The organism is Bacillus sp. FG16, from assembly GCF_057809515.1.
On record NZ_JBMDKC010000003.1, the window covers coordinates 68720 to 84665 of the forward strand.

Genomic DNA, 15946 nt, shown 5'->3' on the forward strand with positions numbered 1-15946 from the left:
CCCCTTCTTTTAGCAATTCTTTTCGAAAGCTTGCTCTAAGTTCGTAATAATTTCGTCCATAGTTGCACCTTCAATTTCATGACGGTGAATGAAGTGAACAACTTCTTTTCCTTTTAATAATGCCATAGATGGTGAAGATGGAGGAATTTCTCCGAAGTATTCACGCATTTTTGCAGTAGCATCTTTATCTTGACCTGCAAATACAGTTACAAGATGATCAGGTTGTTTTTCAGCACGAACAACCGCTTGACCTGCTGATGGACGTGCTAAACCAGCTGCACAACCACAAACAGAGTTTACAACTACTAAAGTTGTACCTGATGTATTTTCCATAAATTCTGTTACAGCTTCTTCTGTAGTTAACTCTTCAAACCCAGAACGCACTAACTCTTGGCGCATTGGGATTACCATTTGGCGCATGTATTCTTCATAAGCATTTGACATCTTGTAATCTCTCCTTCAACTTTCATTCCAAATTCATCATATCACGCTCTATTAATAGGTGCAAAAGAAAGATAACGATGATTTCATTTTTTTGTAGGGATTTCACAAACCCCACCGCGGCAATGTCCCACTGGAACAAGTTTTCTATTGTTAGCAATATAATCGTATACTTTACTCCCAAAACCAAGTACGATAGATAGCTTTATAAAAGGAACGGCAAACCAATAAGATGGAACGGCCTTTGCTAGTACATCTATGCTCTGAATGCCGTCATACCACTTATTATTTTTAAAAATATACAGTCTTTGTTCCATGTTACTTTGTAGTTCTTGAGAAATCTCATACTTCTCAACTACATCTTCATCTCGAAATGAAACAAATTTCATCTTACCTTTTTTATCTAATTTTTTCGTACGTTCTGCAACCGTCGTACACATCGGACACCAACTATCATAGAAAACAATCATACATTATTCCCCTTTACGAGACTCCGTCATTTGTTTCCATACAGAACCTTTCGCTTCTTCTCCACCTTCAATACGCTCTAATGCTAGACGCGCTTGCATCGCTACTTCAAACTCTGGATCATCTTGCGCTGCTTTTAATGCTGGAATCGCACTTTCATCTCCAAGCTCAAATAAGAACATCGCTGCACGCCAGCGTACTAATTTACTTGAATCTTTCAGAGATTTAATCATAACGAACATCGCTGCTGGATCACCTACGTCTGATAAGCAATCGCCTGCTGTACGGCGAACACTTACTGAACGATCTAATAACGCTTTATATAATAATGGCAATACTCCATCACCTTTTACCATACCTAAATACGCTGTTGCTAAACGGCGGATCGAAACTTTTTCATCATCTAACGCCATCTTCAACACTGGAATATCTTCTTCAGTAGGATCCATTTGTTCTAATGCAGCAAAACGTTTTTTCCAGTCAGCATCTTTCATCATCTCTTCTGTTACTTTATATGGTTCACGCTTTTGAACCGTTACTTCAACAGCACCTGCTTGATTTAATAATTCTTTAACCGTTTCATTTACACGTTCTTCTGAATAAGCAGCAACAATCTCTTCTACCACTTCTTTCCCGATTTCTTCAAAATTACCGTAACGTGTACTTTGTTCTATCCATTTACGCTCTTTTACAACGTTTGGTGCAGACATCTGTACTTTCATAATTGATTCTTTAAAACGATCTGGTAAACCAACACGTTCTTCCGTCATTCCATCTGTTAGCTTCACTTGCATCGGAATAGTAAAGAACATTTGAATAAACACTTTCACTTCTCCAAAATGAGACAGTTGTTGTTCTTCACTTTCTTCCACTACTTCTTCGCCGAAAACAGCACGAACTTGTTGTAATAAAACTTTCCAGTCATACTTTGCATTTCGCTCGACTGCTAAAAAGTCAGCTACATGATACACACCTTTAATACCTTCAATTTTCAAAATTTCTTGCACTTGCATTGGTGCTTGTTCTTTATTTTCATTTGTATAATTATTACGCGCTCCTGATGGTAATACTTCATTCAAAATGACTTTCATTGTATTTGGACTTGGCGTCGGTTCAATTGCTTTAATCTTCACGTAAAAAACTCTCCTTTATTGCTTGTTCTTAGCTGTATTGTAACATGTTATCACTCTATACTCCTACTCGGATGCTTAATTTTGCTAATTCCTTTTCTACATTTCTTAGAAGTTTCATTCATTCTATTTTCACCTAATCGTTCCAAAACTAAAGTTAAAAGTCTAATTGACAATACCAGAAAAAGGGATTAACCTTAACTCACAAAATGACTATGGTCATTTTGTGAGCAAAGTCACTCTAAGACGGAGGGATATCAAATGAATAATGTCATAATTATTGGTGGCGGTATTGCTGGACTTTGCACAGCAATTTCCTTACAAAAAATAGGATTAGATGTAAAAGTATATGACAAAAATACTGAGCCTACTGTTGCTGGTGCAGGTATTATCATTGCCCCAAATGCGATGCAAGCACTTGAACCATACGGAATTTCTGAGAGAATTAAAAAAATTGGAAACGAAAGTGACGGATTTAACCTTGTATCCGAAAAAGGAACTATTTTTAATCAATTGACCATTCCAGCATGTTATCCAAAAATGTACTCCATTCATAGAAAAGATTTACATCAATTACTACTTTCTGAACTAAAAGAAGATACTGTCGAATGGGGAAAAGAATGCGTAAAAATAGAACAGAATGAAAAAAACGCCTTAAAAATATTATTTCAAGATGGTAGTGAAGCATTTGGCAATATACTCATTGCTGCTGATGGTATTCATTCTGTCGTTCGAAAACAAGTAACACAAAGCGATAATTACCGTTATGCAGGATATACGTGTTGGCGCGGTGTAACTCCTACTAATAATCTTTCTTTAACAAACGATTTTATTGAAACTTGGGGAACAAACGGTAGATTTGGTATCGTTCCTCTTCCCAACAACGAAGTATACTGGTATGCGCTCATAAACGCTAAAGCTAGAGATCCAAAATACAAAACTTACACAACAGGAGATTTATATAATCATTTCAAAACTTACCATAATCCAATTCCATCTATTTTAAAGAACGCATCGGACATTGATATGATTCATCGTGATATTATAGACATCACTCCAATGAAACAGTTTTTTGACAAACGTATCGTATTTATTGGGGATGCAGCCCATGCACTTACTCCTAATTTAGGTCAAGGAGCTTGTCAGGCAATTGAAGATGCGATTATTCTTGCTGAATGTATCAAAAATAATGCTCATTATCGTCAAGCATTTATAGAATACGAACAAAAAAGACGAGATAGAATTGAGAAAATCTCAAATACTGCATGGAAAGTTGGAAAAATAGCACAAATAGAAAGTACACCTTTAACTATAGTTAGAAACGAAGTAATGAAACGTATTCCGAAATGGATTTCTGAAAGGCAAGCACATGAACTATACAACTTTCATTTATAACAAAAATGAGAAACAGCATTCTCTACCCTTCTTTCAATTACATTAAACTTAATCATGAAGTAAGATTTCATTTGAGATTATCTATTAAACAGATATAATTGTTTGTGTTAGGAGTAGATTATATGCTTAGAGAAACGAGAAAAAAAGAGTTAAAAGAACTTATATTCCTAAAAGCAGTACAGCTCTTCCAAGAACGTGGGTATGAAAACGTTACGGTTCAAGATATTACTACTGCATGCGGGATTGCAAAAGGAACTTTCTTCAACTACTTTCCGAAAAAAGAAAACATATTATTATTTTTAGGTGATTCTCAAATTGACCTATGGAATGAAAGTTTAAAAACGTATAAAAGTATGGAACATCCTAAAGAAAGAATCAAACTTGTTTTAGGAGATTTACTGGATCGATTTACTGGACATGGTGATTTAATGAAGCATGCAGTCTTTGAGATTATAAAGTCAAACTCCTTAGTAGAAAATGAATTAAAAAGTATACAACAGCTACAAGAAGGTTTGTCTTCAATTATTACAGAAGCGAAAGAGGCAGGAATATTAAACAGTCAATGGGATGTAAATATTATCACTTCTACTATTATGAGTACTTATTTTTATACACTAATGTCCCATTCCCTATTACATGCTAATGAAACAAATGCGAAAAATATACTCTATCAACAGTTGGATGTTGTTTGGGGAGGTATCACTCAAAAATAATAGAGGGCTATTAACCCCCCTCTATTATTTTTGATACTCTTTACTTCTTATCATGATGCCCCCTCCCGCCTTCTCTCCAAAAAGGTAATACTCTCAATCACAACTTCAGTTCTATATATTCTCTTGCCTTGTTCATCATCGTAATTACTCGTCTGAATACGCCCTGTAATCCCAACAAGTGATCCCTTCTTACAATATTCAGTTACATTCTCAGCCGATTTTCGCCAAACGACACAATTAATAAAATCGACTTGTTGTTCACCTAAACTATTTCGAAATCCTCTATTCACCGCAATACATATTCTTGCATAAGCAACGCCTTGTTTTGTGTAGTATAATTCTGGCTCCTTTGTCAATCTACCGATTAATACAACTCGATTCATCATAAGTTATACCACCTCACATATTTTTCTTCATTGTAAGGAGAAGTATTTGAATAGTAAAAAGCACAAAATGATATATCCGTAAGTAAAAAGTATTATTTTAGACCTTACAAAACAAAAAAAGAAACCATACATAGTTCAAACATGTATGGTTTCAAAATTTATTACACTTCAGTACAAGATATGTAATATCCTCCGCGAGCCATCTTTATTTCAGCACGGTACATTACATTTTCTAAGTAAAAAGTAATCGGTTTAACTTTACTCTCAAATTTTAGTCTTTCATTGCATTCAGTTGCATATCCTTCAATCGCTGAAGTAATAACTTCAGATGATGGATACGTTAAAGCTTCATCTAGTTCTATGAAAAAACTTTTAGAAAATAGTTTTTTCATAATCTCCTTCTTCTCTTTCATCATATTCCATCTCCTTCAATTCAAGTTGATAACATCCATATTATACCATACGTTCAATATATCTTTGAAAATAAAAAAAACCTGCATTTTTCATGCAGGTTTTTTTTATTAGTCATTTTTCGTAAAGTAAGAAACGAAACGAAGAATTTCTAAGTATAACCAAACTAATGTAAGCATTAGTCCCATTGCAGTGTACCACTCCATATATTTCGGAGCTTGACTACGTACACCATTTTCGATTAAATCGAAATCTAGTAATAAGTTTAATGCAGCAACTACAATAACAACTGCACTAATAATAATACCGATTGTACCACCTTGGTGAATGTATGGAACAGTTACACCAAACATATTTAGTAGGAATACGACTAAATACATAACCATAATTCCGAGTGTTGCTGCCATAACGCCTGTACGGAATTTATCCGTTACTTTTACTACGCGTGTTGCATATAACACTAACATTGCAAATAGAATTGAGATTGTTAGTAATACAGCATTTAAAACGATAGAATCGCCAAATTTCATTGTATAAACTGCTGAAATACTTCCTAACACAACCCCTTCTACCGCCGCATAGATTGGTGCACCAAAAGGTGAAATACGCGGGAAGAACATAGACGCAAATGCGATGATTGCCGCAACGATTAAAGCACCAATTAATACTGGCATCTTCATCGTCCCCTGCATCATCTGTATGTATGAATAGACAGACGTTGCAAGTAGCAAGATAAGCATAATGAACGTTTTGCCTACTGTTCCGCCAATCGTCATCGCAGAAGCGCTTGCTCCCTCTTTACGGAATGCCTCTTTTTTCAACATTGGATTAGATGTTCTCATTTTTTCCCTCCTAAAATAGGTTCTACCAATAGTGTAAAGTTTTTCTCTTTACTTTTCAATATATGCAGCTTGTTTTTATTTTAATCCTTCAACGATGTCTGATAGTTCACTCCATCTTTCCATCTTTTTTTCTAGCTCTTCTTCTGTTTTCTGCTGTGCTTCAGATAATTCTTGTGCCTTTGTGAAGTCAGATCCAACTTTCGCAAGTTCTTCTCCAATTGACTCAATTTTTTCTTCAAGTTCGGCAATTGTATCTTCAATCGTTTCCCATTCACGCTGCTCATTGTATGAAAGTTTACGTTTACGTTGTTGTTTTGGAGCTTCTTCTACTACTTTTTTCTCTTTTTGAACTTCCGCTTTCTCCATAAGTTCTCTCGTTTTTTCCATTTCTAAATAATCTGTATAACTACCTAGGAACTCACGCACTTCGCCTCCGCCAGTAAAGATGAACAGTTCATCTACTACTTTATCTAAGAAGTAACGGTCATGCGATACAGTTAAAACGACACCTGGGAAATCTTCTAAATAATCTTCTAGTACTGTTAATGTTTGTGTATCTAGATCATTCGTAGGTTCATCAAGTAAAAGTACGTTTGGTTCTCCCATTAAAATACGTAATAAATATAAACGTCTTCTTTCACCACCAGATAGTTTACCAAGCGGTGTACCATGTGAATGAGTCGGGAATAAGAAACGTTCTAACATTTGAGATGCACCAATTACTTTTCCATCTGTTGTATGAATAACTTCTGCAATCTCTTTAATGTATTCAATCATACGCTGATTTAAATTCATCTCTTCATTTTCTTGCGTATAATAAGCAACTTTTACAGTTTGTCCTACTTCAACTTCACCACTATCAGGAGATAACTTACCTGCAAGCATATTCAATAGGGAAGATTTCCCGCTTCCATTCGCTCCAATAATTCCAATACGATCACCCGGTTTCACAATATGATTAAAATTATGTAATACCGTCTTATCGCCAAATTTTTTCGTTACATCTTTTAACTCAAGTACTTTCTTTCCTAGACGGCTTCCACTTAGTGCAATATCAACTGACTGTTTTGCAGCTGGTCCTTCTTGTTCCTTTAGCTCATCAAAACGCTGAATACGCGCCTTTTGTTTCGTAGAACGGGCTTTTGCACCACGACGAATCCAAGCAAGTTCACGACGATATAAATTTTGGCGTTTCGATTCTTGTGCCAATTCTTGTTCTTCACGAAGTGCTTTCGCTTCTAAAAATGTACTATAGTTTCCTTCGTAGCTATATAGTTTACCATTATCTAATTCAAAAATACGGTTCGTCACACGATCTAAGAAATAACGATCATGGGTTACAAGTAATACCGCACCTGTATATCTTGCTAAATATTCTTCTAACCATTCAACTGTCTCATGGTCAAGATGGTTCGTAGGCTCGTCTAAAATTAATAAATCAGGTGTTTCAATAAAACATTGTGCCATTGCGATACGTTTTTTCTGTCCACCAGATAAATTCCCAACAATTGCAGTGAAATCTGTAATTCCTAATTTCGTTAAAAGAGATTTCGCACTTGCATTTGCTTCCCACGCACTCATTGCATCCATACGTTGCTGCACTGCAAATAATTGTTCCTGTACTTTTTCATTACTTGGATCTTTTTCGATATGTAATAGTGCTTTTTCATAATCACGAAGAAGACGAATTAAAGGTGTATCACCATGGAACACTTGCTCTAATACTGTTAGTTTTTCATCAAACTCTGGTTGCTGTGATAAATAACTAATTGTATACCCACGTGAATGCGTCATATCACCTGTATCAGGGGTTTCTAATCCTGCAATTATTTTTAATAATGTCGATTTACCCGTTCCGTTTACACCGATAATTCCAACACGTTGTCCTTCTGTAATACTACATGATAATCCATTAAATAACGGCTTTTCTCCATATGATTTTGATAAGTTCTCCACAGTTAACATTTTCATATTTGTGCATTCCACTCTTTCATAAATTGTTCAATAAACTGTTCCATATAACGATGACGAATTTCAGCCTCTTGTTTTGCTGCATTCGTATTCATTAAATCTTTTAATTTCAAAAGTTTTTCATAAAAATGATTTAAAGATGGATCGTTATTTTTTCTATATTCATCTTTCGTCATCACTTCACGCGGAGGAATAGTTGGATCATACATTAATCTCCCTTTCGCTCCACCATACGCAAATGTGCGAGCTATTCCAATTGCTCCAAGGGCGTCTAAGCGATCCGCATCTTGAACAAGCTTCCCTTCAAGTGAATCCACTTTACCGCCATGACCACCTTTATAAGACATATTGGCGATGATATGAAGAACATGTTTACTTTCCTTTTCTTCCACATGTAACTCTTCTAACCAATCAGAAACTTTTTTCATTCCTTCTTCTTCACTTTCATTTAACTTCTCATCTGCCACATCGTGAAGTAATGCTGCCATTTCAATTATAAAACGATTTCCACCTTCTTGCTCGGATAAAGAAATCGCCAGTTTATGTACACGTTCAATATGATACCAATCATGCCCACTCGCATCTTTTTCTAAAATATGTTTTACAAAAGTAATTGTTTTTTGAATCTTTTCTTGTTTTGTCATTTTATCTTCACCCAGTTACTTATTGTAACACGCCCGCATTTTTTCATCACATATTTTCTTGTCCGCCCATACACTGAGTGGTAAGCATCTTCATGAAGGAGGAATAAATATGTTCTATAATAATCAACCGCCTTATCCAAGGCAACCATTTTACCCTCAACAACAAGAACAAAGATACACAGAACAATACGAAGAACAAGAGTTACAACAGCAAGAACAACAATATGACGAAAACCCATATGCAACAACGCAAAATCAAGAAACTGAATTTCCACAAAATCCATATGAAACACGTCCAAATTATGAATATCCTCAAAATCCATATGCGGTACCACAAAACCAAGAACAACCATATCAGCAAAATCCATATGCAGCACCACAAAACCAAGAACAACCATATCAACAAAATCCATATGCAGCACCACAAAACCCATACACAACTCGACCACAACAACCGCAATACCAACAACAAATGTATCAACCAAACTACGACGCACGTGTCTCACCACCTAAACCACCAACAATAGATCCAACGCAGCCACAAATTTTACCGCCTGGACCAACATTAGACATTACACAACCACAAATCTTACCACCTGGACCAATTACTGAACCAACACAACAACAAATTCAACAAGTTGTCGGTACACAGTTTTTACCTTTCAAGAAACCCGTACTAGATTTCGTAAAACCATGGGTAGATTACGGTTTAAATGAAGCAAAACATACATCACACGAACACGCATTAACAGAAGTTGCTGCGATTATGTTTTTAGTTGGTAAAGGCTTCAATCCGACGATTGCTCATTATATCGTAGAATCTTGGGAGAAGAATGAGCAGTTTTAGGGATGTTTATTTTTAAAAACATCAAAAATGCCAAATCCCTTATATTACAAAGGATTTGGCATTTTTAAGTATCTAGAACACGCGCTAAATTTAAGGAAAAATTAACAGACATGCGTCCGGTATAATGCCGTGTCCACACCCAAGGATCGGTTACATAAAATAACGTATCTAACCTGGGAAGTCTATTGGTCTTTTCCCCTTATAGTAACACTCTCTTCTACTAAGACCTTTTCTTTCTAGGGCCTACAATTAATTTAATCGCTGTTCTTTCTTCATTATTGATAGAAATCTCTTGAAACGCTGGAACAAAAGCTAAGTCAATACCACTTGGAGCGACGAACCCTCTCGCAATCGCAATTGCTTTAATCGCTTGATTTATAGCTCCAGCCCCAATCGCTTGAATTTCCACATTACCACTTGTTCTTAGTACACCCGCTATTGCACCCGCGACTGAATTTGGGCTTGATTTTGAAGATACCTTTAATATATTTTCCATGTAAGTTGCTCCCTCTATTATTTAATCTCTCTTTCGTTACAATTTTAAATATTTTAGCGTATCTTTAATTACTATTCACACCAAAAACAAACGATGCTTCATATGTACATTTATTCTATATTTTCTGACTTCTTCCTGCCCAGCTACACAAATAAAATAAAAAAAATAAACTAAATAATCTAATATACATACGATTAAATATCATAACTTCACCAAACGATAACATCCATTCAGCAAAAGATAATATTACTGTTTGTCAGACGAAATTAATATAGTAAAGTGAAACTTTAATGAGTGGGGGTTTTGTTCATCCCCCACCTAACTTCTTTGCTTTCGCTAAACTTTGAGATGAGGGTCTTACTGCCCGGAAAATAGCGGGATAAACGTTTCCTCGTTACTTCAATCCATTTAGAAATCCCATTCATTTTTCTATCAAATTATGAACCTTATCATCTTCAAAAAGTGTTACAGGTAATACCCCAATACTATATTTCATCATTTGAGCACTTTATATTTCAAATCTATCTCCTTTTATAGTACAAGCATACACGCCAATTGTGATTCATTTTCATAAACTATTATGTGTTTTACATTTATTAAGAATAGGAGGTAATATATTGGGTTCATACTATCATTCTTCAAACTCGTATAAAAAATGCTCATGCAAATCTTCTTCCAGTTCAAATAAAAAATGTTCATGTGACCATTCACATAAACGAATCTGTCCTGCATACGGAACTTTTTGGCAAACTGAATTTATAACTGTTCCTTTTGGCAACCCTTTTCCATTTAATCACGTTGGACCTTTAGCAGGAGGCGTTTCCTTACTAAACCCTACTACTATACAATTTAGACAAGCTGGTGATTATAGAGTTTCGTTCATTTCCAGTATTAATACTACTTTAAATCCTGTATTTCCACATATCCCAGTCATAACTATATTTTTAAATAACAATCCACTTGCTAATAGTCAAGGTGACTTCGCTATTCAAATGAATACTTCATCAAATAACGAATGTCTTCAACTCGTTGGCGAAACGATTGTTACAGTGCCAGCTAATTCAACTCTTCAACTTAGAAATAATAGTGGCTTTAATCGTCAAAGTATTGTAACTTGTGACAATGGTATAAATTCAGTTGAATTAACAGTTACAAAACTAAGTTAATATTATTTCTTCACATTCAGATGCTATTTCAGCATCTTTTTTTATTGAATAACAGTTTTCTTCGACTTTTATTATCTCTCATCACGCAAAAAAAGTGCAGAATTCTTTCTAACACAAGATTTCTGCACTTTTATATTATGCTTATTTATTCTTCCTTATTTCTCTACATAAACCGACTTAACAATCGTACGATTATATGGTTTCCCTTCTTTATTCATCCCTTTTATATCCATCGTAACGTTATATACTCCCGGTTGTTTTATATCTTTCAAAGCACCTGTAAATGTATTCGTATTAACATTTTGTAATTCATTAAATTCAGAGACTAAGTTACCATCTTTATTAACGACTCTTACGGTTATGGAAAGATCCCCTTTCATTTCAGGTGCCACTGGTGATTTTTTCAGTTTATACTCAGGTTTATTTACTTTAACTTTTGTAGGCATTTGAAGAACAAATGGCGCGTCATTCTTGTAATCGCTTACAACTAAATATGCATCTTTCGACTGCTTCGCCATCATTTTGATTTTCCATTCGCCTACTTCCAATTTATCAAACTTAAATGTTCTAATTGTCGCCCCATTAAAGAAAGATTCGCCTTCACCAGTAGTTATAGCGCTATCTTTGTTTGCATAGATTTTTCCTTTTGGAGATACCATTTGTACTTCTACATCAGAAGAAGCTGTTAGTACAGAAACTATTCCTTCAGCCTTTTTATCAACAGAAATACTTTGCTCTATCCACTGATTTTGTGGTAATTCCCCTCCTAAAATATTTTGATTTGAAGTTGTATTTAATTGTTCTAGATTTTCATTTGAACTAGTGCTGGATGCTACTAAATCTGGTAACCCCACATTTGTCGTACGTAAATATGGTTCAATTCGTGCAAAAACAGCTGATCCTTTTCTTATATTGTCATGATCAAATCTTGAATCTGTAAATAAATGTGTACCGTACGATAGCTTCGCACTCCATTCATTTACTAGTCCATCATTTGAACCGTACGATGATAAATATAACCCGCCCATAGATAATGCAGAAAATGTTGGCCCCCAGCTAGTCCCAGTAGCCGTATAGTAACGGTTTAATTTAGCTGCTGGGTTGTTATCTATTGTTGAACGAAACTTTGCCATTTCACCTATTTGTAACGAATACGTACCATCATCTTTTTGACCTAATATAGAAGCAAGCCACCCTGCCCACCAACTATATGATAAATCTGCTAAATTTGAGCCGTGATGCGGTGTAGCAAGTGTAATAACATTTCCAACAAATCGATTCGCACCATATTCAACTAATGCGGCTTGTGTATCAATACCACCTTTACTATGTGCTACAATATTAACTTTTTTACCGAAATGATTATATATTTCTTCAAGTTTTTGTGCTAACAATTTTCCGTTATCCCACTGACTAGCCGAACCTTTCCCAGCAGCATCATATAATTGTATAAACACTGTTTGATAGCCTGCTTTCAAAGCATAATCATACATATCATTTATATCATGATATACTGTCTTTCCATACCAACTATCAGCATTACCATTTCTTCCTTGTACAAAGAGAATTGGTGGTTTATTCTCATCATAATTAGCAGGTGTTTGGCCTAAAAACCATTCTCCAGGTGTGAATACTTCTGTATCAGGAAACCCCTTTCCAAGCTCTTTTACAACTTCTGCCTGTACATTTGTGCTAATCGTTGGAGCCATGATAAAAAATACAATTAGTAAGGCCACAAATCTTCTCATCAGTCGCATATTACTCCCCCTATTTTTTTGAAAGAAGGTGTTCTTTATAATATTTTATATTTTCCCTTCCTTAATAATAGCTAATCTTTTATTTTAAAAAGATGTTAGCCCTATTTTTAGAAGGTTACTAGTTGTATACCCTCTTCCTTAACTCTCGTTATTCTCTTTGTTTCTACCTCTTCCTTTTGATAGAATACGACAAAAAAGTTTCTCAATAATTGTTAACTTCGTTACATCCAGATATTTTTTAAATCATTATTGTTTATATAAAGCATACAAATCTTGAAAAAATTTTAGTGAAAAAACACTTTATTACTAGTTAGTTATTTAAAAATATAATAAAGATATGTATTTTCTTTTCATTAAATACAAACTAATTTTAAAGGAGCTTATATTATAAGACTTTCCTACGATTAAAAATTAAACTGAAATTTCCGAATAGAAAATCACATTTCCAGAAACATATATTATGATAATTTTCGCGCACTTGAATTAACTTTTTAGAAGTACTAACCTATCGGTGAGCAGAAGAAAATTCTGTAAAAAGAAAGGAGAATGCTTTATGATGACCAATTTACAAAAGGAGTTTTTTAAACGATTAAAAATTCCTGCAAAAGTAATAACATTTGATGATTTAGATGAAATCTTATTAAAAATGGGAATGATTCTCCCCTATGAAAATCTTGATATTATGGCTGGTACTATTAAAAATATTTCAAAAGATAACTTAATAGAAAAGTTACTTATTCAAAAACGAGGTGGACTGTGTTATGAATTAAACTCCTTATTGTATTATTTTTTAATTGATTGTGGGTTTCAAGTATACAAAGTAGCCGGTACTGTTTATAATCTGTACGATAATATATGGAAACCCGATGATGGTCATGTCATTATCATATTAAGTCATGAGGATAAAGATTATGTTGTGGATGCAGGTTTTGCATCTCATCTCCCTTTACATCCAGTCCCTTTTAACGGAGAAGTCATCTCCTCTCAAACAGGAGAATATCGAATTCGTAAGCGAAATACTCGAAAAGGTACGCATATTTTAGAAATGAGAAAAGGAGCTAACGGAGAATCTACAAGTTTCTTACAATCTGAACCTTCAAATGCATGGAAAATAGGCTATGCTTTCACTTTAGATCCAATAGATGAGAAAAAAGTGAATAACATTCAAAAAGTGATTGTAGAGCATAAAGAATCTCCTTTTAATAAAGGAGCTATCACTTGTAAATTAACTACTTATGGTCACATATCATTAACAAATAAAAATTATACAGAAACCTTTAAAGGCACCAAAAATAAACGACCAATAGAATCTAAAGATTATGCTCGCATTCTTCGTGACTCTTTTGGAATAACGCAAGAGAAATATGTAGGAAAAACACTAGAAAGAGGCTAGTTGACTACAAGTATTTCATAATAAAGCAGATTCTATATTTAGAATCTGCTTTATTTTATATTTTGTTATAAATTAATTTAATTTTGTTGTTACCCTTTAATTTTCAATTATATACTCATCATCATATTTATCGTATTGTAGCCCTTCCCCTATCTTTGACTCCGTAACTTGATCTCTTAAAAACGGTGCAGCATCCATTTTGCTAGTTGCAATTTCAATTCCATATTTTTTCGTTAAATGAGCTAACTCTATTAAAAACCACTCTCTTCGCAATGTAACTGGAATATCCAATGTTTTTCTTTTCATATATAATAGCACCTCTTTTATTTTCATAACTTAAAAACATCACTGGATGCACTTATTAAAACTACCTTTCACCGCTAACATCCAATGAAACATTATAGTATATGCATGTCCATTTCAAACGTGCTATCACAAATATGATATTTAAGTTTACATAATTACATTATGTAATAGTAGAAAAGAAAGGCATGTCCCTTCCTCTTCTACTATAGAGATTTAAATTAAGAACATCTTGGTACACCTAAAGCTAAAAATAAACCTGCTACTCCCGCAGTAATCGGTACTTTTAACGTAATAACATCGTCTACCTTCGTTACTAAAAAGTAAGCATTACCTTCTTGTAATATACAAGTTACCAACAATTGAAATTCCATTCAAATCTCCTCCTTTCAATCGATATACTATAATTTATGAAATCTCTTTCAAAAAGTAATAGGAAATATATCTATTTTTCCTTATATATAAAATAAATGTTTATAGGTCTAGTAAAAATATTAATTTTCTAAATTTATATAATACGTGTAATATCCAATAAGTTCCTATATAATCAATAAAGAAAATCTTGCAAATGGAGGTATGAAAATGGAGGTTTTGAGTAATATTGGTGCAGCTTTATTTTTTATTGCTTTTATTCTTTTAATCTTATGTATCATTTCATTCTTTAAGAAAAATGGAAAAGCAAAACAATATGGTCGTCCTACCGTTATTCTTTTTATGATTTCAATTATATTAATAGTGACCGGTACAACAACATCTGAACATCCAGTCATCGAATTTTTTGCTATTTTAAGTTTCATTCTATTTATATTCTTCCTTGTACTTGCAATATTATCTGTTATTAAGAAGACAGGTGTAGCGAAAAAACAATTTATTATTACAGCCGTATTATTTGTCATTTTTGTTGCGCTATTAGGTATTTCAGCTCCTTCTTCTGAAAAAACGACAGCAACTAGTACAAAAGTTGCCTCTAACAATGAAGAACAAAAAAATAGCGAACAGAAAAAAGAACTAGAAAAGAAAGAGGCGGATGAAAAAACTCAAAAGCAAGAAGATGAGAAGCGTCTAGCCGAGGAACAAGCTCGTAAACAAGAAGATGAAAAACGTCTAGCCGAGGAACAAGCTCGTAAGCAACAAGATGAAAAACGTCAGGCTGATGAACAAGCTCGTAAACAAGAAGATGAAAAACGTCTAGCTGATGAACAGGCTCGTAAGCAACAAGAAGAACAAAAACGACAAGCTGATGAACAAGCTCGTAAACAACAAGAAGAACAAAAACGTCAGGCTGATGAACAGGCTCGTAAACAACAAGAAGAGCAAAAAGTACAGCAAACTCAAACACAACCCGCTTCAGGAAATACTAGTAGTGCATACTACAAAAATTGTGCTGCAGTTAGAGCAGCTGGGAAAGCCCCTTTACATAAAGGGCAACCAGGTTATAGCTCTCATCTTGATCGTGATGGCGATGGAATTGCATGTGAAAAATAGTAATAAAAAAGAAGCTTCTACTAAGCTTCTTTTTTATTAACGCAAAATATTACCACTTATTACTTTCCCCCTTATTTTAATAACATTCTTCTTATTAT

General features: G+C 34.2%; 18 protein-coding genes. 6 read left to right on the forward strand and 12 right to left on the reverse strand.

Features of this window, described 5'->3' with window-relative positions; translation table 11 throughout:
• Positions 1-9: 9 nt before the first annotated feature.
• From ACODS7_RS02315 to ACODS7_RS02325, 3 genes are all read right to left on the reverse strand, one after another.
• Complete coding sequence (locus ACODS7_RS02315) at positions 10-444, reverse strand: BrxA/BrxB family bacilliredoxin (RefSeq protein ID WP_000063706.1); 435 nt, start codon at positions 442-444, stop codon at positions 10-12.
• A gap of 83 nt (positions 445-527) precedes the next feature.
• The gene (locus ACODS7_RS02320; RefSeq protein WP_098629193.1) at positions 528-911 is read right to left on the reverse strand and encodes a thiol-disulfide oxidoreductase DCC family protein; all 384 of its coding nucleotides are present in this window, start codon (positions 909-911) and stop codon (positions 528-530) included.
• Between the two features lie 3 nt (positions 912-914).
• Positions 915-2042 carry a conserved virulence factor C family protein gene (locus ACODS7_RS02325; RefSeq protein ID WP_016081817.1) on the reverse strand — a complete coding sequence of 376 codons (1128 nt, stop codon included), beginning with the start codon at positions 2040-2042 and terminating at the stop codon, positions 915-917.
• Between the two features lie 258 nt (positions 2043-2300).
• Between ACODS7_RS02325 and ACODS7_RS02330 the strand changes: the two genes are divergently transcribed.
• A complete protein-coding gene (locus tag ACODS7_RS02330) occupies positions 2301-3434 on the forward strand; it encodes an FAD-dependent oxidoreductase (protein ID WP_088114873.1) in 1134 nt (377 codons plus the stop codon).
• A gap of 122 nt (positions 3435-3556) precedes the next feature.
• Positions 3557-4147: a TetR/AcrR family transcriptional regulator gene (locus ACODS7_RS02335; RefSeq protein WP_088114872.1), complete on the forward strand. Its 591-nt coding sequence runs from the start codon at positions 3557-3559 to the stop codon at positions 4145-4147.
• Positions 4148-4197: 50 nt separating this feature from the next.
• Here ACODS7_RS02335 and ACODS7_RS02340 read toward each other — a convergent pair whose 3' ends face one another.
• The 5 genes from ACODS7_RS02340 to ACODS7_RS02360 form a co-directional block, all read right to left on the reverse strand.
• On the reverse strand, positions 4198-4533 hold the full coding sequence (locus tag ACODS7_RS02340; RefSeq protein ID WP_000982013.1) for a single-stranded DNA-binding protein: 336 nt from the start codon (positions 4531-4533) through the stop codon (positions 4198-4200).
• Between the two features lie 161 nt (positions 4534-4694).
• Positions 4695-4949, reverse strand: a complete 255-nt coding sequence (locus ACODS7_RS02345; RefSeq protein WP_097960459.1) for a DUF4318 domain-containing protein — start codon at positions 4947-4949, stop codon at positions 4695-4697.
• 105 nt (positions 4950-5054) lie between these two features.
• Positions 5055-5786, reverse strand: coding sequence for a Bax inhibitor-1/YccA family protein (locus ACODS7_RS02350; RefSeq protein WP_001260655.1), 732 nt, complete (start codon positions 5784-5786; stop codon positions 5055-5057).
• Between the two features lie 75 nt (positions 5787-5861).
• Positions 5862-7757 carry an ABC-F family ATP-binding cassette domain-containing protein gene (locus tag ACODS7_RS02355; RefSeq protein WP_016081822.1) on the reverse strand — a complete coding sequence of 632 codons (1896 nt, stop codon included), beginning with the start codon at positions 7755-7757 and terminating at the stop codon, positions 5862-5864.
• Positions 7754-8401: an HD domain-containing protein gene (locus tag ACODS7_RS02360; RefSeq protein WP_016081823.1), complete on the reverse strand. Its 648-nt coding sequence runs from the start codon at positions 8399-8401 to the stop codon at positions 7754-7756. The genes ACODS7_RS02355 and ACODS7_RS02360 overlap by 4 nt, the downstream gene beginning before the upstream one ends.
• A gap of 109 nt (positions 8402-8510) precedes the next feature.
• Here ACODS7_RS02360 and ACODS7_RS02365 point away from each other — a divergent pair, with 109 nt between their 5' ends.
• Positions 8511-9248 carry a hypothetical protein gene (locus ACODS7_RS02365; RefSeq protein WP_488826305.1) on the forward strand — a complete coding sequence of 246 codons (738 nt, stop codon included), beginning with the start codon at positions 8511-8513 and terminating at the stop codon, positions 9246-9248.
• Positions 9249-9468: 220 nt separating this feature from the next.
• Here ACODS7_RS02365 and ACODS7_RS02370 read toward each other — a convergent pair whose 3' ends face one another.
• Positions 9469-9744: a stage V sporulation protein S gene (locus ACODS7_RS02370; protein WP_000427801.1), complete on the reverse strand. Its 276-nt coding sequence runs from the start codon at positions 9742-9744 to the stop codon at positions 9469-9471.
• Between the two features lie 617 nt (positions 9745-10361).
• Here ACODS7_RS02370 and ACODS7_RS02375 point away from each other — a divergent pair.
• Positions 10362-10910, forward strand: a complete 549-nt coding sequence (locus ACODS7_RS02375; RefSeq protein WP_029442184.1) for a hypothetical protein — start codon at positions 10362-10364, stop codon at positions 10908-10910.
• A gap of 155 nt (positions 10911-11065) precedes the next feature.
• Here ACODS7_RS02375 and ACODS7_RS02380 read toward each other — a convergent pair whose 3' ends face one another.
• Complete coding sequence (locus tag ACODS7_RS02380) at positions 11066-12667, reverse strand: esterase/lipase family protein (RefSeq protein ID WP_043936568.1); 1602 nt, start codon at positions 12665-12667, stop codon at positions 11066-11068.
• Between the two features lie 553 nt (positions 12668-13220).
• Between ACODS7_RS02380 and ACODS7_RS02385 the strand changes: the two genes are divergently transcribed.
• Positions 13221-14060, forward strand: a complete 840-nt coding sequence (locus tag ACODS7_RS02385; RefSeq protein WP_016081868.1) for an arylamine N-acetyltransferase family protein — start codon at positions 13221-13223, stop codon at positions 14058-14060.
• 96 nt (positions 14061-14156) lie between these two features.
• Here the strand turns inward: ACODS7_RS02385 and ACODS7_RS02390 are convergent, their stop codons facing one another.
• Together ACODS7_RS02390 and exsG are read right to left on the reverse strand one after the other, a co-directional pair.
• Positions 14157-14366, reverse strand: a complete 210-nt coding sequence (locus ACODS7_RS02390) for a hypothetical protein (protein ID WP_000824206.1) — start codon at positions 14364-14366, stop codon at positions 14157-14159.
• A 218-nt stretch (positions 14367-14584) separates the two neighbouring features.
• The gene (gene exsG, locus ACODS7_RS02395; RefSeq protein WP_000395679.1) at positions 14585-14737 is read right to left on the reverse strand and encodes an exosporium protein ExsG; all 153 of its coding nucleotides are present in this window, start codon (positions 14735-14737) and stop codon (positions 14585-14587) included.
• 208 nt (positions 14738-14945) lie between these two features.
• Here exsG and ACODS7_RS02400 point away from each other — a divergent pair, with 208 nt between their 5' ends.
• Positions 14946-15848, forward strand: coding sequence for an excalibur calcium-binding domain-containing protein (locus ACODS7_RS02400; protein WP_016081869.1), 903 nt, complete (start codon positions 14946-14948; stop codon positions 15846-15848).
• The last annotated feature ends 98 nt before the right edge of the window (positions 15849-15946 follow it).